Source organism: Amycolatopsis sp. NPDC101161 (assembly GCF_044768185.1).
Lineage (GTDB): Bacteria > Actinomycetota > Actinomycetes > Mycobacteriales > Pseudonocardiaceae > Amycolatopsis.
Window position 1 is genome coordinate 1,106,218 of record NZ_JBIWPI010000003.1, and the last position, 15,771, is coordinate 1,121,988.

The 15,771-nt window shown below is 71.2% G+C and carries 19 protein-coding genes; 7 read left to right on the forward strand and 12 right to left on the reverse strand.

Annotation, left to right across the window (positions count from 1 at the left end; all coding sequences use genetic code 11):
* Nucleotides 1-140 precede the first annotated feature (140 nt).
* Entirely contained in the window at nt 141-1,232 is a 1,092-nt protein-coding gene (locus ACIRSS_RS26665; RefSeq protein WP_400899462.1) for a S1 family peptidase, read from the forward strand.
* Here ACIRSS_RS26665 and ACIRSS_RS26670 read toward each other — a convergent pair.
* The 4 genes from ACIRSS_RS26670 to ACIRSS_RS26685 form a co-directional block, all read right to left on the reverse strand.
* Nucleotides 1,229-1,495, reverse strand: a complete 267-nt coding sequence (locus ACIRSS_RS26670; RefSeq protein ID WP_247023841.1) for a GlsB/YeaQ/YmgE family stress response membrane protein — start codon at nt 1,493-1,495, stop codon at nt 1,229-1,231. The genes ACIRSS_RS26665 and ACIRSS_RS26670 overlap by 4 nt on opposite strands.
* A 92-nt stretch (nt 1,496-1,587) precedes the next feature.
* Entirely contained in the window at nt 1,588-1,959 is a 372-nt protein-coding gene (locus ACIRSS_RS26675) for a hypothetical protein (protein ID WP_400899464.1), read from the reverse strand.
* Nucleotides 1,960-1,963: 4 nt separating this feature from the next.
* Entirely contained in the window at nt 1,964-2,329 is a 366-nt protein-coding gene (locus tag ACIRSS_RS26680) for a DsrE family protein (RefSeq protein ID WP_400899466.1), read from the reverse strand.
* Nucleotides 2,330-2,395: 66 nt separating this feature from the next.
* The gene (locus ACIRSS_RS26685) at nt 2,396-3,952 is read right to left on the reverse strand and encodes an HD domain-containing phosphohydrolase (protein WP_400899468.1); all 1,557 of its coding nucleotides are present in this window, start codon (nt 3,950-3,952) and stop codon (nt 2,396-2,398) included.
* Between the two features lie 164 nt (nt 3,953-4,116).
* Between ACIRSS_RS26685 and ACIRSS_RS26690 the strand changes: the two genes are divergently transcribed.
* The 4 genes from ACIRSS_RS26690 (at nt 4,117) to ACIRSS_RS26705 (ending at nt 7,176) form a co-directional block, all read left to right on the forward strand.
* On the forward strand, nt 4,117-4,782 hold the full coding sequence (locus tag ACIRSS_RS26690; RefSeq protein ID WP_400899470.1) for a hypothetical protein: 666 nt from the start codon (nt 4,117-4,119) through the stop codon (nt 4,780-4,782).
* Between the two features lie 7 nt (nt 4,783-4,789).
* Complete coding sequence (locus ACIRSS_RS26695; RefSeq protein WP_400899472.1) at nt 4,790-5,353, forward strand: hypothetical protein; 564 nt, start codon at nt 4,790-4,792, stop codon at nt 5,351-5,353.
* 93 nt (nt 5,354-5,446) lie between these two features.
* Nucleotides 5,447-6,607: an LLM class flavin-dependent oxidoreductase gene (locus ACIRSS_RS26700; RefSeq protein ID WP_400899474.1), complete on the forward strand. Its 1,161-nt coding sequence runs from the start codon at nt 5,447-5,449 to the stop codon at nt 6,605-6,607.
* Nucleotides 6,608-6,663: 56 nt separating this feature from the next.
* Entirely contained in the window at nt 6,664-7,176 is a 513-nt protein-coding gene (locus ACIRSS_RS26705; RefSeq protein WP_400899476.1) for a hypothetical protein, read from the forward strand.
* 35 nt (nt 7,177-7,211) lie between these two features.
* Here the strand turns inward: ACIRSS_RS26705 and ACIRSS_RS26710 are convergent, their stop codons facing one another.
* From ACIRSS_RS26710 to ACIRSS_RS26735, 6 genes are read right to left on the reverse strand one after another with little or no spacing between them, the layout of a single operon-like run.
* Nucleotides 7,212-7,958 carry an SDR family NAD(P)-dependent oxidoreductase gene (locus tag ACIRSS_RS26710; RefSeq protein WP_400899478.1) on the reverse strand — a complete coding sequence of 249 codons (747 nt, stop codon included), beginning with the start codon at nt 7,956-7,958 and terminating at the stop codon, nt 7,212-7,214.
* Entirely contained in the window at nt 7,955-8,875 is a 921-nt protein-coding gene (locus tag ACIRSS_RS26715; RefSeq protein ID WP_400899480.1) for a 3-keto-5-aminohexanoate cleavage protein, read from the reverse strand. Before ACIRSS_RS26715 ends, ACIRSS_RS26710 begins: the two co-directional genes overlap by 4 nt.
* On the reverse strand, nt 8,875-9,714 hold the full coding sequence (locus ACIRSS_RS26720) for an LLM class flavin-dependent oxidoreductase (RefSeq protein ID WP_400899482.1): 840 nt from the start codon (nt 9,712-9,714) through the stop codon (nt 8,875-8,877). Before ACIRSS_RS26720 ends, ACIRSS_RS26715 begins: the two co-directional genes overlap by 1 nt.
* Nucleotides 9,711-10,481, reverse strand: a complete 771-nt coding sequence (locus tag ACIRSS_RS26725) for an HpcH/HpaI aldolase/citrate lyase family protein (protein ID WP_400899484.1) — start codon at nt 10,479-10,481, stop codon at nt 9,711-9,713. The genes ACIRSS_RS26720 and ACIRSS_RS26725 overlap by 4 nt, the downstream gene beginning before the upstream one ends.
* On the reverse strand, nt 10,478-11,341 hold the full coding sequence (locus tag ACIRSS_RS26730) for a hypothetical protein (protein WP_400899486.1): 864 nt from the start codon (nt 11,339-11,341) through the stop codon (nt 10,478-10,480). Before ACIRSS_RS26730 ends, ACIRSS_RS26725 begins: the two co-directional genes overlap by 4 nt.
* Nucleotides 11,342-11,353: 12 nt before the next feature.
* Entirely contained in the window at nt 11,354-12,238 is an 885-nt protein-coding gene (locus ACIRSS_RS26735; protein ID WP_400899488.1) for a DUF6282 family protein, read from the reverse strand.
* 148 nt (nt 12,239-12,386) lie between these two features.
* Between ACIRSS_RS26735 and ACIRSS_RS26740 the strand changes: the two genes are divergently transcribed.
* Nucleotides 12,387-13,748 (forward strand): MFS transporter, encoded by a 1,362-nt coding sequence (locus ACIRSS_RS26740; protein WP_400899490.1) that lies wholly within the window; start codon nt 12,387-12,389, stop codon nt 13,746-13,748.
* Nucleotides 13,749-14,756, forward strand: a complete 1,008-nt coding sequence (locus ACIRSS_RS26745) for a dihydroorotate dehydrogenase (protein WP_400899492.1) — start codon at nt 13,749-13,751, stop codon at nt 14,754-14,756. It abuts the gene before it with no gap.
* Here ACIRSS_RS26745 and ACIRSS_RS26750 read toward each other — a convergent pair.
* Both ACIRSS_RS26750 and ACIRSS_RS26755 read right to left on the reverse strand, forming a co-directional pair.
* The gene (locus ACIRSS_RS26750; RefSeq protein ID WP_400899494.1) at nt 14,723-15,514 is read right to left on the reverse strand and encodes an IclR family transcriptional regulator; all 792 of its coding nucleotides are present in this window, start codon (nt 15,512-15,514) and stop codon (nt 14,723-14,725) included. The genes ACIRSS_RS26745 and ACIRSS_RS26750 overlap by 34 nt on opposite strands.
* A 78-nt stretch (nt 15,515-15,592) precedes the next feature.
* Nucleotides 15,593-15,763, reverse strand: a complete 171-nt coding sequence (locus ACIRSS_RS26755; protein ID WP_400899496.1) for a hypothetical protein — start codon at nt 15,761-15,763, stop codon at nt 15,593-15,595.
* Between the last annotated feature and the right edge of the window lie 8 nt (nt 15,764-15,771).

Below are 15,771 nucleotides of genomic sequence, written 5' to 3' on the forward strand. Positions count from 1 at the left end.
TATCTTTTGTCCTGTACGACGAAAGTCGGTACCGCGGGCTTCCCCGCCGGATCACCCTCGGGCGCACCGGATCACCGGACACCCATCGCGACCGGCGCGGCCATCCCTCGCGCCGGTTCCCCGTGAAAGCGAGTACCGGCATGCGCACAAGACACCTGCTCGCCCGCACCGCCACCGCGCTGGTGGCCACCGCCGCAGTCGCCGGCTTCCTGACGAGCCCGGCCGGCGCGGTCACCATCGACGGCTACGCACCCGACGTCCAGCGCGACGCCGTCGCGTCCCTCGCCGCGGAAACCGGCATCAGCGAGTCCGCCGCGGTCGCGCTGCTGCGGACGCAGGCCGCGAGCGTCGAGACCCTGCACCAGGTCACCGCGGCGCTCGGCGCCCGCGCGGTCGACGGCTACCTCGACGCCGCCGCGAAGCCCGTTGTGAACGTGCTCGACCAAGCGGCCGCCGACCGGGTGACCGCGGCCGGCGCGCAGGCTCGGCTCGTCAAGCACTCGGGCGCGGCCCTCGCGGGCGCGCAGAACGCCCTGCAGGCGCTGCCCGCGGTCGCGCACACTTCGGTCGGCCTGGACCCGAAGACCAACCAGGTCGTGCTGACGGTCGCGGACGCGGCCAAGGGCACCGACGCCCTGCTGGCGGCCGCGGCGTCGCTCGGCGACCGCGTCCGGGTCGAACGGGTCGCCGGCGAGATGCACACCGCGATCTACAACGGCGAGGCCATCACCGGCGGCGGCACGCGCTGCTCGGTCGGCTTCAACACCAACCGCGGCGGCCAGAACTACATCCTCGACGCCGGGCACTGCACGCGGGCGGTGTCGCAGTGGAACGTCGGCCCGTCGCAGGGGTCGAGCTTCCCCGGCAACGACTACGGCCTGATCCGCAACACCACCGGCAGCGCGCCGGGCGCGGTCACCCTGTGGAACGGCTCCACGCAGCGGATCAGCTCCGCCGGCACCGCGACGGTCGGCCAGCGGATCAGCAAGAGCGGCAGCACCACGCACCTGACATCGGGCTCGGTCACGCGCACGAACGTGACCGTGAACTACGCCGAGGGCTCGGTTTCCCAGCTGATCCAGACCAACGCGCTGGTCAACCCGGGCGACTCGGGCGGCTGCCTGTTCGCGGGCAGCGTCGGCCTCGGCATCACGTCCGGCAAGGGCTCCGGGACGTCGTTCTTCCAGCCGGTCGGTGAGGCGATGAGCGCCTACGGCGTCAGCCTCAACTAGTCGCGGCGGCTGCGTCCGAAGGCCATCCGGTAGATGACCAGGATGATCAGCGCGCCGAGGACCGCGAGGCCCCACGTGCGGAGATCGAAGAACGTGCCGAGATCCGTGTGGAACAGGGTCTTGCCGACCCAGCCGCCGACGAACGCGCCGCCGATGCCGAGCAGGATCGTGATGATGCAGCCGCCGGGGTCCTTGCCCGGCATGAGGGCCTTCGCGATCAAGCCCGCGATGAGCCCGAGCACGATCCAGCTGATGACGCCCACGGGTGCCTCCGTCCGCCTGTCTTCCTGACCGCAAGAGGATGGCAGGCGGACGGCGTCCCGGCGCGTTGAGCCACGCCGACGTGAGCGGATTCTCAGCCGGCGAGCGCCCGGTAACCGGAGCAGAGGACGCGCAGCCACCCGATTTCGCCGTTTTGCACCGTGTAGTACGCCTGCTGCTCGACGAGGTGGTCGACGCCGTCGCGCTCGACCCGCAGCCGGTAGGTGACGTGCTCGCAGTCCGCGACCCGGCCGGTGGTCACCGAGCACAGCTCGTGGATCGTCCGGCCGGGACCGAACCAGCGGCCGAGGATCACGTCGTCGACGATCTCCGCGGGATCGGTGGCGCTCCAGTGGCGGCCCGGGGTCAACGCGGCGAAGTCGACTTCGCCGGCCAGTACCGCGCGCAGCCCGGCGGAGTCACGGGCCGCGAGCGCGTGGGCGAACTGCTCGCCTGCGGTGGTCATGGCGTCAGTAGCTGAACGTCGTGACGGGCTCGTCGCCGATCCACTCCCACATCGGCACCGTGCCGCCGAGGGACGCGTTGGCGACCAGGCCGTCGTCGGCGAGGTGGCGGGCGGTGAAGCAGATCGGGCAGACCAGGAACCGGCCGCCGGCGGCTTCGTAGCGCTTGACGAGGTCGGCCAGCGGCGGGCAGCCCTCGCACGCCGTCGCCTGGGCGAACCCGTCGAGGGCGAGGCGGACCGCCTCCTTGGTGAGGAACATCAGCGTCGCGCGGTGCTGTTCGGCGGCGCCGACCGCGACGAGGAACGCGACGGTGACCTTCTCGGGGTCTTCGAGTCCGGTGGTGAGGCTGATGACGGCACGGGTGGGCATGGCGGGCTCCTTACGGTTCGCCCCAGCCTCGTGCTCGCCCGGCCGCCCGCGCATGGGGCGGATGCCTCATCTTCCGGGCAGGCCGGCGATGCCGTGTTCGAGCGCGAACAGCCCGGCGCCGGTCCGGTTGGACACCCCGGCCTTGGCGTAGATGTGCTCGACGTGGTTGCGGACGGTCTTCTCGCTGATCGACAGCGCCCGCGCGATCTCCCGGTTCGAGCCGCCGCCGGCGAGCAGCCGCAGCACCTCGACCTCGCGGCCGGTCAGCCCCGCGGGGTAGGACGTCCGGCGGCGCGCGTGCCCGGCCGCGAGCAGCACGGCGTCGACGGCTTCGGCGTCCAACCGGGACTCCCGCGCCTGCTGCCGCAGGATCTCGGCCGCGTCCACGGCGTCGCGCGCCGGGCGGTGCGGGCGCGGTTCGCGCAGCGCGTGGTAGACGTCGGCGGCGGCGAGCAGCCGCGCGTGCGGGGTCAGGGCCGCGCCGGCCGCGCCGAGCGGGTAGCCGGAGCCGTCGAGCCGTTCGTGGTGCGCCGCCGCGATGGCGGCGACCTGCGCCAGACCCGTGACCCGGCGCAGGATCCGGCCGGTCAGGTAGGGGTGCAGCCGGACGCGTTCCCGCTCGGCTTCCGACAGCGGCCCGGGTTTCTCCCAGATGCTGTTGGGCACGCCCATCCGGCCGAGGTCGTGCACCAGCCCGGCCCGCCGGACGAGCCGGATGTCCGGTTCGGACAGTCCGCTGCGCCGGGCGGCTTCGGCGGCGAGGTCGGCGACCCCGCGCGAGTGCCCGAGGGCGAAGGGGCACTTGAGGTCGGCGAAGTCGCCGATCGCGGTGAGCAGGTCGTCGAGCTCGTCGTCGGTCAGCGTCCGATCGCGGTCGGGAGCCTGCTCGAGGGCGGCCGTCCAGACGTCGTCGTCGAGCAGGCCGTCGAGGATTTCGCTTGCGGCGCCGGTGAAAGCGGCGACGACGGCGGGGTCGAACTGGCGCCCGCTGCGCGCTTCGGCCATGGCGCGCGCGGCGGTGACGCCCCCGCGGCGCAGGTGGACTTCGGCAACTTCGGCGAGGTGCACGACACGTACTTCGATCGGCAGCCGGTCGCCGCGGGCGCCGGTGGGCAGGCCGCTGCCGTCCCAGCGTTCGAAGGTGCCGGCCAGCGCCCGGGCGACGGTCTCGTTCAGCCCCAGCCGGTCGGCGAGCCGCCCGGCGGAGGAGCAGTGGGAGTGGATCAGCTCGGCGAGCCGGCCGCGGGCGTTGACGAGGAAGGCGGCGGCGACGACCCCGCGCGCGACGGGCGCCCGGTCCCGCCCGGCGTGCGTCGCGAGCAGACGCAGGAACGGCAGGCCGGCCCAGTCGACGCGGTAGGTGGCGGAGCGGAAGGCGATGTCGTCCCCGAACCACGCGGCGAGCTCGTGCGAGTCGGCGTGGCACCCGATCCAGGCGACGAGGGTGGCGTAGAAGGTGGTGCCGCGCTGTTCGCCGTCGAGCCCGAGCCGGTCGGCGAGCCGGGTGGCGATGAGCGCGGAGCGCAGCATGTGCTCCATGGGCTGCCCGAGCCCGAGATCGATGGCGAGCGAAAGAGCGGCGAGCACCTCGGCCCGCCGCGGCCCAGCCGGCTGCAAAGCCATGGGCACCGCCTTTCGTCCGGAAGAAGCGTGCCACCGGGGCGGCCCGGTGACCAAGCGCAGCGGAGTGGGGCCCGCCTCTTGTAACGCTCTGTGGCCGGAAGCCGACTCGTAAACATCGATGGCGGCGGGACTTCGCCGGCCGCCCCTCGGGAGAGGGATGCCCGATGTCGTCGCCGGAACCGCCGTCACAGTACGAAGAACTCGCCAGGGCTTTGGTCGGCCGGGGAGCTGCCGAGACCACGGAGTTCTACCGCGCCGGCCTCATCACGGACGTCGCCGTCGACGCCGAGCGGTTTGCACGGCAGTACCGCTACCTCGAAGAAAACGACCTCCCGATGATGGTCGTCTACGGGAGAGCCGGGGGAATTCTCCCCGTGAACCTCCACGCCGCGATCTTCCCCGCCGAGGGGGTGGAAAACGATCCGCGGACGGTTTTCACCATCCTGCGCCGGGCTACCCGTGGAGATCGAGGGCGCCGCCGGGAATTCCGTGATCTCGTCGATCCGGGCGAAGCGCGCTCGGGATTCATCGCCCGGATGGGGCGGTTCCTCTCCGTGCGGTTATCAGGGGAGGGGCGCCGGTCCGCGGAGCCCTCGGCCCCCGGTCTCGACTTCGAGGTACACACGGATTCGCCGGACCTGCGCGTGCACTACCACCCGGCGTACTGGCGTGATGAGGCGTTGGTCTTCGGGGCGCCCAGTACTCCGGTCCGAGGGTGTCTCCGGCCCGGCAGGTACTGCTTCGGCGCTTCGGGGCAGTTCCTTCCCCTGACTTTCGAAGACGCCGAGTACGACGTGCCTTCGGCGACCAGCGCGAAACTGTACTTGTGAGGCGGAGATGCAGCCCGACTACGGTTCCTTCGCCGGATTGGTCAACGTCGCCGGCACGATCATCGCGATGGGTTCGGCCCTCGCGCTGACCTTCCGAGGGCGGTCGCGGTGGGAGCCGAGCGAAGAAGACGTCCCGCGCGGAGCTCAGAAGGTCAGCGGCCTGCTGGCCGCGCTCGCCGTGGCGTTGCTGTGGGTGACCTACCGGGAACAACCCCAGGACATCGGCTGGCGCCTCCCCATCGTGCTCGGCGGCCTCACCTTCGGGTTCTTGCTGCTCTACGGCTTCCTGATCAGCAATCAGACCTACGAAGTGGAGAGAATGGCCGGTGCCACGACCAAGCAGGTCAAGATCATCGGCGGGTTCTGGCTGACCGCGAAGGCCCGTTCGCTCGTCGCCAAGGGGAAGACGTGCCAAGACGTTCTCGCCGGCGCCGCCTACCAGCTGGACCGCGTGTGGCCCAGGCCCTCGCGGTCGCTCGCGAAGCTCTCCTTCGTCGTGGGGTACACCGGCCTCGTCGTGTGCGGCACGGTCGCGCTGGGCGCCGTGGCGATCCGGGTGGGTGGTGTCTGAGGCGGTGCTGCTCCGTCCGGGTGACCATCCGTAACGATCCAGTCGCTCTCGGAGACTGACTCTGCGGTGACCCCGATGAAGCGGAGGCCGTGGATGAAGATCGACCTGTTCAACGAGATCCAGAACCCGCGGCCCTGGCCAGAAGGGCACGAACAGCTGCGGTTCCGGCAAGCCATCGAACAGGCCGTCCTCGCCGACGAACTGGGCTACGGGTGCTGGTGGCAGGTCGAACACCACGGCGCCGGGGAGTTCAGCCTTTCCTCCGCGCCCGAACTCATGCTGGCCGCGCTTTCGCAGCGGACCAGCCGGATCCGGCTCGGGCACTCCGCGGTGCTCGCGCCCGGGCGGTTCAACCACCCCATCCGCGTCGCCGAGCGGGCGGCGACGCTCGACCACCTCAGCGGCGGGCGCGTCGAACTGGGCCTGACCCGGTCGACCATCCCCGAGTGGCGCCTCTTCGGCATCGAGCCGGACGACGCCCGCGCGCAGACGCAGCAGGCCTTCGAGATGGTGCCGAAGATGTGGACCTCCGAACGGTTCTCCTACGAGAGCGACGCCTACCGCGTCGACGGCGTGGGGATCGGGCCGAAGCCGCTGCAGCAGCCGCACCCGCCGTTGTGGCAGGCCGCGGCGAGCCCGGCGTCGTTCGAGGAAGCCGGGCGCCGCGGGGTGGGCGTGCTCGGGACGACCATGTGGGAGTCCCTCGAGCGCGCGGGCCGCCTGATCGGCCTGTACCGGGCGGCGGCCGCGCAGTGCACCGAGCCGGTCGGGGCGTTCGTCAACGACCAGGTCGGCTTCTTCACGTTCGTCCACTGCGCGGACACGGACGAGGAGGCCATGCGCAACGGCGCGGCGGCGGCCGCGGCGTGGTACACGGTGACGGCGCTGACGTTCTTCGAGGCGGCGACGGAGTTCGTGCGCGCCAACGCCCGCAACGAAGAGCTGGTGAAGTCCCCGGGCCTGACGGGCGACTTCCTGCGTGGCGAGGCTTCGAACGCGCCATCGGAGGCGAACCTCCTGATCGCCCGGATCCTGCAGGGCGAGCAGGTGCCGGACGAGGAGGTCTTCGAGGTGCTGAGCGCGCAGGACTCGCTGATCGTGGGCAGCCCGGAGACGTGCCGCAAGAAGCTGCGCGCGTACGCGGAGCTGGGCATCGACCGGATGATGTGCCTCCAGCAGATCGGCGGCATCCCGCACGAGAAGGTGCTGAAGAGCATCCGGCTGATCGGCGAGCTGATCCCCGACCTGGCCTGAAGGGGCGGCGGACTGGCTGGTTGCCGCCCTCCGGAATCGTCGGGCATCCTCCGTGCATGGCTGTCGTCGTGTCGTTCATCGCGGTGCTGCTCAGCACGCTCGTGTTCGTCTACAACCGGCGGACCTCTCGCCGGGACCTGCTGCTGAACGCCCACGAGAAGCAGCTGGTCCCCGAGAATCAGCACGGCCGGCGAGTGGTCTTCGAGCTGCGCGAGACGGGGGAGTCTCCCGAAACGTTGTCCGCCGACGATTTCCGATCGGCGAACCACGCGCTCTCGTCCCTCAACATGCTGGGCTTCCTGTGCTGCCGCCGGTACGTCTCGATGTCCGATGCGATCGCGTTGTGGGGACTGACGGTCGTGCGAGTCGTCGACGCCGCCGAAAAGTCGGGCTTCTTGGCCTTGCGTGACTCCCAGCAGGAGGGAACGCCGGTCTGGCCTTACCTTCGCGAGTTCGCGCTGATCGCGCGCGCTCGGTCGCGCTTGTACTTGAACCCGTTGCGGGTAGCCGGTTTCCGGCGGAGGCCGCGGTTCAAGGTGGCGGTCCCGCCGGTTGCCGACGAGGCGTAGCCGGGTGGCGAGCCTTGGCCCGCCACCCGGCCGGCTCACGCCGTGAAGCCGCCGTCGACCGGGACTACCACTCCGCTCAAGTGGCTTGCCCGGTCGCTCAGCAAGAACGCCGCCGTCGAGCCGACTTCCGTGCCCGTGCCCGCCTTCCGCAACGGTGTTGCCGCGATGCGGGCCTCCACGCCGCCCGGGATCGTGCGGCGCAGCTCGTCCAGCATCGGGGTCTCCGTCGGGCCCGGGGCGAGCACGTTCACCCGGATCCCCAACGGCCCGAAGTCGTGGGCGGCCGTGCGGGTCAGGCCGATCACCGCGTGCTTCGTCGCCTGGTACGCGCCCATGCCCGGGCTGCCGCGCAGGCCGCCGATGCTGCTCACGTTCACGATCGAGCCCGCTCCCTGGCGCTCCATCACCGCGACCTCCGCCCGCAGGCACAGCCACGTCCCCTTGACGTTCACCGCCATGATCCGGTCGAAGTCCGCTTCGGACACCTGGTCGAGCCGGCCGCCGCCGCCCATCGCCGCGTTGTTGAACGCGCCGTCCAGCCGGCCGAAGCGGGACACCGTCGCCGAGACGAACGCGTCCACATCGGACGCCGACGACACATCGCCCGTCGTGTACGCGACGTCGTAGTCCGACAGCTCCGCGGCCAACTTGGCCAGGGGCTCCTCGTTCCGGGCCACCAGCATCACCGACGCACCGTCCGCGGCGAACACCCGCGCGGCATCCGCGCCGATGCCCGAACTGGCCCCGACGACCAGGACCACCTTGCCCGTCAGCAAACTCATGCCGCTCCTCCTCGCAGTGCCAGCATCGCGCGTGCGTCGGCCGGGGTGGCGATCGGTTTCCCGAGGTCCTCCACCACCGCCCGGATCTTCCGGACCTGCTGGGCGTTGCTCTCCGCGAGCCGCCCCTTGCCAATCCACAGGCTGTCCTCCAGGCCGACCCGCACGTGCCCGCCGAGCCACGCGCTGTGCGTGCCGAAGCCGATCTGGTCACGCCCGGCGGCGAACGCCGAAAAGCAGTAGTCGTCGCCGAAGAGCTTGTCCGCGATCCGCACCATGTGCTCCAGGTTCGCGTGGTCGGCGCCGATCCCGCCCAGGACGCCGAACACGCCCTGGATCAGCAACGGCGGTTTCGCCAGGCCCAGCTCGGCGAAGTACGCCAGCGAGTACAGGTGCCCGATGTCGTAGCACTCGTACTCGAACCGCGTTCCGGACTCGCCGAGCGTCCGCAGCGTGTGCTCGATCTTGTCGAACGTGTTCACGAACGGCTTCGAGTACGTGTTGAGCACGTACGGCTTCTCCCAGCCGTGCTTCCACTCGGTCACCTTGTCGGCGATGCCCGAGTAGACGAAGTTCATCGACCCCATGTTCATCGACGCGAGCTCGGGCCGCAGCCGGTAGGCGGCCGCGAGCCGTTCGTCCATCGTCATCGAGGACGCGCCGCCCGTCGTGATGTTGATGACCGCATCGGATTCCGCGGTGATCCGCCCGACGATCTTCTCGAAGACGTCGGGATCGGGCGTCGGCCGGCCGTCCGGCTCGCGGGCGTGCAGGTGGACGATGGCCGACCCCGCCTCGATCGCCTCCAGCGCGGCGTCGGCGACCTCGTCGGCGGACAGGGGCAGGTACGGGCTCTGCGACGGGATGTTCACCGAGCCCGTGATGGCGGTCGTGATGATGACTTTTTCGGCCGGGCGCATCAGTTCTCCTCCAAGGCGAGTGCGCGGTAGGCGTCGAGCTTGACGTCGTCGAGCGGGCCGACCAGCGTCACCGCGACCTGCGTGGCGCCCGCGTCGTACTGCGCTCGCACCGCCTCGCGCACCTGGGAAGGCGTGCCGCAGGCGACGAGCGCGTCGACGAGCCGGTCGGATCCCGGCGGCGCGAGGTCGGCGTCGGTGAAGCCGAGCCGCTTCAGCTTGGCGAGCTGGTGGGGGAGCGTCAGGTAGTAGGCGAGCCGATCGCGCGCGACCTCGCGGGCGGCGGCGCGCGACCGGCCCACCACCGCCCACTGGACCACCGACAGGAAGAGGTCGCCGACCGTTTCGCGCGCCCAGCGGGTGTGCTCCGGCGTGACGAGGAACGTGATCAGCCCGTCGGCACGCTCGGCGGCCAGCCGCGTGATCCCCGCCGAATACGCCCCGAGCACCTTCGGCACCCCGTGCGCCACCTTGTCGACGCCGTCGAGGTACTCGCGCAGGAAGGGGAGCGGTCCGACCCCGCGTTCGCGGACCGCTCCGCTCACCCCGAGCCCCAGCACGTACCGCCCGGGGTAGCCGGCGGCGAGGTCCCGCGCCGCCGAGCCCGCCGACTTCGGCACGCGCTCGAGGGCCCGGGCGACGCCGTTGCCGACGATCAGCCGGGACGTCGACGCCAGCACCAGCGCCGCCGTCGTGAACGCCTCGCGCCCGTTGACCTCGGGGATCCAGACCATCCGGTGGCCGGCGTCCTCGAGCGCCCGCACGAACCGGACGACCCCGTCGTGGTCGAGGTCGTCCAGCTCGGCGATCGACAACGCGGTGCGCGGCAGCGAGAGCGTCATGCCGTCGCGTCCCGGAACGCCCGGACCAGGCCGCGGGCGGCTTCGGCCAGCATCGTCGTGTCGTTGCTGACCAGCACGAAGTCACAGCCGTCGCGCACGGCCCGCGCCGCCTTCTCCGGGACCCCGCCGAAGGCGAGCCCGCACTTCTTCCCGGCGTCGTGCGCGGCCGCGATCGCCGAGGCGATGAGGTCGAGCACGTCGGGGGACGCGGGCGTCGACCCCATCGACATCGAGAGGTCCGCCGCGCCCACGAACACGGCGTCCACTGTGTCCAGTGCGAGCATCTCCGGCGCGGCCTTGATCGCCTCGACGCTCTCCAGCTGCGGAATGCACAGGACGTCGTCGTTGCCGGCGGCCAGGTACTCGGCGTTGGGCCGCAGCCCCCAGGCGCCGGCTCGGCTGGTCCCGCCGGCGCCGCGGACGCCGTGCGGCGGGAACCGGCACGCCCGCCCGACGGCCGCCGCCTCTTCGACGGTGTCGACGTGCGGCACGAGGATGCCCATCGCGCCGGCGTCGAGGATCTTCTGGATCGTCGACGGCGTCTTGTCCGGCACCCGCACCAGCGGAGTCATGCCCAGCGCCGCGGCGGTGTTGATCAGCCGGTACGCCGTCACCAGGTCCAGCGGCGCGTGTTCCAGGTCGATGACGACGAAGTCGAACCCGGCGAACGCCATGATCTCGGCGGGCTCGGTCGAGGCGATCTTCAGCCACGTCCCGACGGGCGTGGCCTCGCGGGTGAACAGACCGCCTCCGGTCCGCCCGCTCACGGCATCGGGTAGTCGTCGGCGTTCAGGACCCACCCCGGCTTCTCCGAAAAGTCCACCCGCGGCGGGCTGAAGATGTCGATCAGCTGGTTGACGCCCGGGTCGCTCGCCGCGGAGGTGTGCACGGTCGGCGGCGGGATGATCGTCACCGACGGGCTGCCGATCCGCACGTGCTCGTCCTCGCGCCACGTCGTGCTGTCGGGCAGCCACGGCGTCCGGATGTGGTGTACGTATTCCCCTTGCACGGCCAGGGAAAGCTGCTCGAAGTCGTCGTGGTGGTGCGGTGAGAGCTTGCGCGGGTCGCGCGGACCGTCTTGCAAGGGCAGGAAGTTCACCATGAACGACCGCGTCCGGAAGATCCGCCCGAACCGCTTCGGGTCGTCCGGTACCTCGGACAGCGGGTAGAAGCGGACCCGCTCTTCGGCGGGCGCCGGCCAGCGCTCCAGCAGCGTGACCCGCGGGTGGTTCTCGGCGTAGGCGCCGGCGTTCGCGACGCGGTCCCGCCACGCGGGTTCGGTCGCCTCGACCAGCCGGACCAGCGGGCCGTCGCCGTGGACGCCGATCCGCGACGCGCCGGGCGGGACCACCACGAGCCCGGGGGAGTCCACCTTGGTCGCGCCGTCGTCGGTCAACACCGTGAACGCGGGGGAGGCGTCGGTGACGATGATCGCCAGCTCGCCCTCGAGGGTCCCGTTGTCGAGGTCGTCGCCGTCGCGGGCGTCGGTGTGGACGAGGATGACGTTCTGCGCCCGCACGACCGGCGTTTCCCGCAGGTCGAGGTACTGCGCGGCGGTGATCGCGGCGCCGCTGTCGGGGCGGGCCGCGGTGGCCAGGGCCGAGCGGGGATCGTCCTTTTCGTACACGAGCGGGTCCTTTCAGGCGTCGAGGTTCAGCAGGTACGTCGGGTTGTCGCGGACCATCCGCCGCAGGTCCTTCTCCGGCAGGCCGAGGTCGAGCAGCGCCTCGCCGACGCGCAGCCACGCGTCGACCGGCTTCGGGTTGGCCTTCTGGCCGAAGTCCGACGCGAGCACGGTGTGCTCCGGGCCGAGGGCCTCGATCCAGGTCAGCAGGTTCTTCGGGTCCCACTTCTGCGTGCCCTCGGGGTCGTACATGCCGACCTCGTGCTCGATGAACGCGCCGAGGTCGATCAGCTCGCGGCACAGCGCCGGGTCGGCGCCGATCACGAAGTCGGGGTGGCTGACCACCATCCGCTTCATCCCGCGCTCGTGCGCCTCCTGGAACAGCGTCTTGATGTACTCGGGGTACATGTGGCCGCCGTTGAGGACGGCCTGCTGCTCCTTGATCTCGTCGAGGATCTCGAGCGCCTCGGGCTTGAGCGCGCCGTCGCCGTCGACGATGTCGATGCGCTCCAGCGTCAGCGGGACGGTCGTGGTCGGGAAGGCGCCGTCCTCGGGGTGGCAGTCGATGTGCCGGCCGGAGGAGATGGTCGGGAACCAGACGACCTTGCCGCCCATCCGCAGGGTCATCCGCACGGCGTGCACGTTGAGGCCGCCGACCGTGCTGTTCAGCGCGATCCCGCCGAACACCTGTGCTTGGACGTCGGCGAGGCGGCCCTTCATCGAGAGGACGTCCATCTGGGTGTTGTGGTGGTGGGACTTCGCGACCATGGCGCGCATCCCGATCCGGGCGCCGTCCTGCGCGGCCTCCACGTGGTCGAAGCGCCGGGGGAACGGGCTCGGCCCGGAGTGGACGTGCATGTCGACCAGGCCGTCCAGGACGGCGGCGATGGCGGGGCTCATCAGCGTGCCTCTCGTTCGCATTATGAAGTCAAAGTTCACTATAAGACCGGCTGTCAACCCTGTGACCGCTCTTGTGTTCACGGTTGGCGGTATTTAGAGTGTCTGACGTTCGCTTCGTGAACACTAGGTTCGAAAACGGAGGACACCGATGTCCACACCGCCCGACGCCGCGGAGGCGGCCGTCCGCCCCGGCACCCCGCACGGCCCGGACCCCGCGAAGGTGCGCGCCGCGGTCCGCGGCGGAACGCTCGCCTACTTCGTCGACCAGTTCGACATCTACCTGCCGATCGTCGTGCTGGCGCCGGCGACCGCGTACTTCCAGGCCGCGAACCTCAGCGCGAGCACGACGGCCCTGCTGGCGTCCCTGGTGTTCGCCTCGACGCTGATCGGCCGCCCGCTCGGCGCGGTCATCTTCGGCCACTTCGCCGACACGGTCGGGCGCAAGCGCACGACGCTGGTCGCGGTCGGCGGGTTCGGCGTCATCACGCTGGTCACCGCCTGCCTGCCCGGGCACGAGACGATCGGGATGTGGTCGGTCGGCCTGCTGATCGCGCTGCGGTTCGTCGACGGGATCTTCCTCGGCGGCGAGTACACGACGGCGGTGCCGCTGGCGATGGAGTGGAGCCCGAAGCACAAGCGCGGCCTCTACGCCTCGATCATCACGTCGACCTCGCCCGCCGCGTACGCGGTGATCGCCGCGATCACGCTGCTGATGCTGCAGCTGCTGCCCGCCGCCGGCCTGCACAGCGCGTACGTGCAGTGGGGCTGGCGGGTCCCGTTCCTCGTCGGCGCGCTGCTGGCCGCCGTGCTGTTCCGCTACTACCTCAAGCAGGTCCACGAGCCCCCGGTCGAGCTGACCGGTGAGAAGCACAAGCTCCCGCTCGTGCGGCTGGTGAAGAAGTACCCGCGGGCGCTGGGCCAGGTGTTCATCCTGATGACCGGCACGTGGCTGGCGACCAACATGGAAGCCGCCGTGACGCCCGCGCAGCTGAAGGCGCACCTCCTGCTGTCCAGCAAGGAGGTCACGCTGACGATGCTGGTGATCAACGCGTCCGCCGCGCTGTCCTACCCGCTGTTCGGCCTGCTGTCCCAGCGGATCGGGCGACGGCGGTTCTACATCGGCTACGGCCTGGCGATGGTCGTGCTCGGCGCGGGGTCGTACACGCTCTTGATGACCTCGAACGGCGGGTTCGGCGCGGCGCTCGGCTTCGGCGTGCTGATCGGCGTGTTCACCGTCGGCACGTTCGGCCCGATCGCGGCCTACCTGACCGAGCGCTTCCCGGCGAGCATCCGGTCCACCGGCTACGGCGTCGGGTACAGCCTCGCGCTCATCGCCCCGGCGTTCTACCAGTTCTACCTGCAGCGGTTCGACGGCTTCATGCCGGCGCACCTCGCCCCCGCCGTCCTGATCGTGCTCGCCGGTCTGCTGATCAGTCTGGGCGGGTTCCTCGGCCCGGAGACGAAGGACGTCGACATGGCCGACGACAGCACGATCCCGAAACTGTCCTGAATGGACGTCGCCGGGCTCGCCACCGCCAATCCGGTGTGGGTCGGCTCCTCGGAGCTGACCATGACCCTGGACGGGATCACCGCGTGCGTCGACGCGGGCGCCGGGGCGGTGGTGGCGAAGTCGGTGAACGAGAGCGCGGCGGCCCGAACGCAGCTGGGCATCGCCGACTACGCCTTCGTTTCCGCCGGCGGCGAGGTGCGGCCGCCGGGCACGGCCCGGGCCGGTGACGGGCTGCTCAACCGGTCCGGGCTCGCGGCCGTGGACCTCGACGACTGGCTGGCGATGCTGGCCGCCGCCGTTTCCCACGGCGCGGCACGCGGTTGCCCGGTGGTCGGCAGCATCACCCTGGGCGACCCGGCCGCGGCCGCGCGGATCGGCCGTGCGCTGGCGTCGGTGGTACCGGCGGTCGAGCTGAACATCGGCGCGCCGCACGGCCGCGAGGCGCGCGCGGTGCGGCAACTGACCGAAGTGGACGGTGTGGCCGACGCGGTGCGGACCGTGCGGGCCGCCGTCGACGTCCCGTTGTTCGTGAAGCTGCCGGGCCAGGCGTCGGACGTCGTCGCGCTGGCTCGCGCGGCCCGTTCGGCCGGTGCGGACGCCGTAGGGCTGGTCGGCCGCTACCCGGGCTTCCTGCCGGACCTCGACGGCGGCTCGGTGCTCGGCTCGTGGGGCGCGTGGAGCTCACCGGGGTGCCTGCCGATGAGCCTTTACTGGGTGGGCAAGGCTTTCCAGCGGCTCGACGTGCCCTTGATCGGGACGAACGGCGCCCGCACGCCTGAAGACGTGCTGCGGTTCCTCGCCGCCGGCGCGCGGGCCGTCGAAGTCGTGACGGCGTTGTGGACCGGCGGACCCGCCGTGCTCCGAGAGCTGGTCGACGGAGTTTCCCGCGTCACCGAGGACTTCATCGGCAGCGCGCTGGCCGGGACGCGCGAGTACGCGGACGTCCCGCCGCTGCCGTCACCGGCGTGGCTGCCCTACACCGCGCGCTGGAGGTCGTCGGGCCGGTAGTGCCCGCCCAGCTCCAGGGTGAGCTCGCGCGCGGTGTCGACCACGACCCGCAGCTCGGGCGTGTCGTCGCCCATCGACAGCGTGTTGTCCGGGCCCACGATCGCGATCGTCGCGCAGATGCCGTACTCGTCGAAGACCGGCGCCGCCACGGCCACGATCCCCGGCGTGCTCATCGCCGAGCAGTGCCCGACCGCGCGGACCCGGTCGACGTCGGCGCGCAGCTCGTCGCGTGCGGTGCCGGAGAGGTTGCCGATCAGCCGTTCCATCGACAGCTGGTCGGCGTGGTAGGCGAGGAAGACCTTGCTCTGCGCCGTGTCCAGCGGCAGGTGGCTGCCCACCCGCACCGACACGATGACGATCGTCGACGCGTTCTCCTCGACCCGCGAGACCACCGGGCCGGTGAGGCCCCACAGGCTGAGCACGACGCTCGTCTGCGTGGCGCGCGAGAGCGCCTGCATGTGCCGCGGCGCGAGGTTGACCACGCGGCGGTGGCCGATGGCGAACGCGCCGAGCTGCAGCAGCAGGCCGCCGGGGACGTACCCGCCTTCGTTGCTGCGCTCCAGAAGCCCCGCCGCGACCAGGGACGTGCAGTAGCGGTACGCCGTGGTGCGGTTGAGGCCGAGCCGCTCGGCGACCTCGCCGGCGGTGACCTCGGGCGTGGCCGGGTCGAACAGGGACAGGATCTGGCTGACCCGGCTCACGGCCTGGATGTCCGCCTGGTCGGCGCGGGAGTCCGGGGACCGCGTCGGTTTGGTCACGAGGGCCTCCGCCCGGAGTTGGTACGGCTGTTCACTTCGTGAACACAGGCTACCGGACCGGACGGAGGCCGACCCGGGTCAGCCGGCGAACCCCACGTACAGGAACGCCAGCGCCGAACCCGGTCCGACGAGCAGGCAGATGCCCAGCCCGCCGAGCAGCGGCTCGTCGTCCCGGTACATCTTCACCATCAACCCGGCGGAAACCGCGATCGCGGCGAGGAGCAGAGCCAATACGACAACGGACACCATCGAAAATC

Excerpts from the sequence above, each read along its gene's own strand:
- ACIRSS_RS26680 (WP_400899466.1), bottom strand. The coding sequence starts at position 2,329 with ATGCCCACCCGTGCCGTCATCAGCCTCACCACCGGACTCGAAGACCCC.
- ACIRSS_RS26690 (WP_400899470.1), top strand. The coding sequence starts at position 4,117 with ATGTCGTCGCCGGAACCGCCGTCACAGTACGAAGAACTCGCCAGGGCT.
- ACIRSS_RS26735 (WP_400899488.1), bottom strand. The coding sequence starts at position 12,238 with ATGAGCCCCGCCATCGCCGCCGTCCTGGACGGCCTGGTCGACATGCAC.
- ACIRSS_RS26695 (WP_400899472.1), top strand. The coding sequence starts at position 4,790 with ATGCAGCCCGACTACGGTTCCTTCGCCGGATTGGTCAACGTCGCCGGC.
- ACIRSS_RS26710 (WP_400899478.1), bottom strand. The coding sequence starts at position 7,958 with ATGAGTTTGCTGACGGGCAAGGTGGTCCTGGTCGTCGGGGCCAGTTCG.
- ACIRSS_RS26705 (WP_400899476.1), top strand. The coding sequence starts at position 6,664 with ATGGCTGTCGTCGTGTCGTTCATCGCGGTGCTGCTCAGCACGCTCGTG.
- ACIRSS_RS26685 (WP_400899468.1), bottom strand. The coding sequence starts at position 3,952 with ATGGCTTTGCAGCCGGCTGGGCCGCGGCGGGCCGAGGTGCTCGCCGCT.
- ACIRSS_RS26715 (WP_400899480.1), bottom strand. The coding sequence starts at position 8,875 with ATGCGCCCGGCCGAAAAAGTCATCATCACGACCGCCATCACGGGCTCG.
- ACIRSS_RS26700 (WP_400899474.1), top strand. The coding sequence starts at position 5,447 with ATGAAGATCGACCTGTTCAACGAGATCCAGAACCCGCGGCCCTGGCCA.
- ACIRSS_RS26755 (WP_400899496.1), bottom strand. The coding sequence starts at position 15,763 with ATGGTGTCCGTTGTCGTATTGGCTCTGCTCCTCGCCGCGATCGCGGTT.
- ACIRSS_RS26720 (WP_400899482.1), bottom strand. The coding sequence starts at position 9,714 with ATGACGCTCTCGCTGCCGCGCACCGCGTTGTCGATCGCCGAGCTGGAC.
- ACIRSS_RS26675 (WP_400899464.1), bottom strand. The coding sequence starts at position 1,959 with ATGACCACCGCAGGCGAGCAGTTCGCCCACGCGCTCGCGGCCCGTGAC.
- ACIRSS_RS26745 (WP_400899492.1), top strand. The coding sequence starts at position 13,749 with ATGGACGTCGCCGGGCTCGCCACCGCCAATCCGGTGTGGGTCGGCTCC.
- ACIRSS_RS26665 (WP_400899462.1), top strand. The coding sequence starts at position 141 with ATGCGCACAAGACACCTGCTCGCCCGCACCGCCACCGCGCTGGTGGCC.
- ACIRSS_RS26740 (WP_400899490.1), top strand. The coding sequence starts at position 12,387 with ATGTCCACACCGCCCGACGCCGCGGAGGCGGCCGTCCGCCCCGGCACC.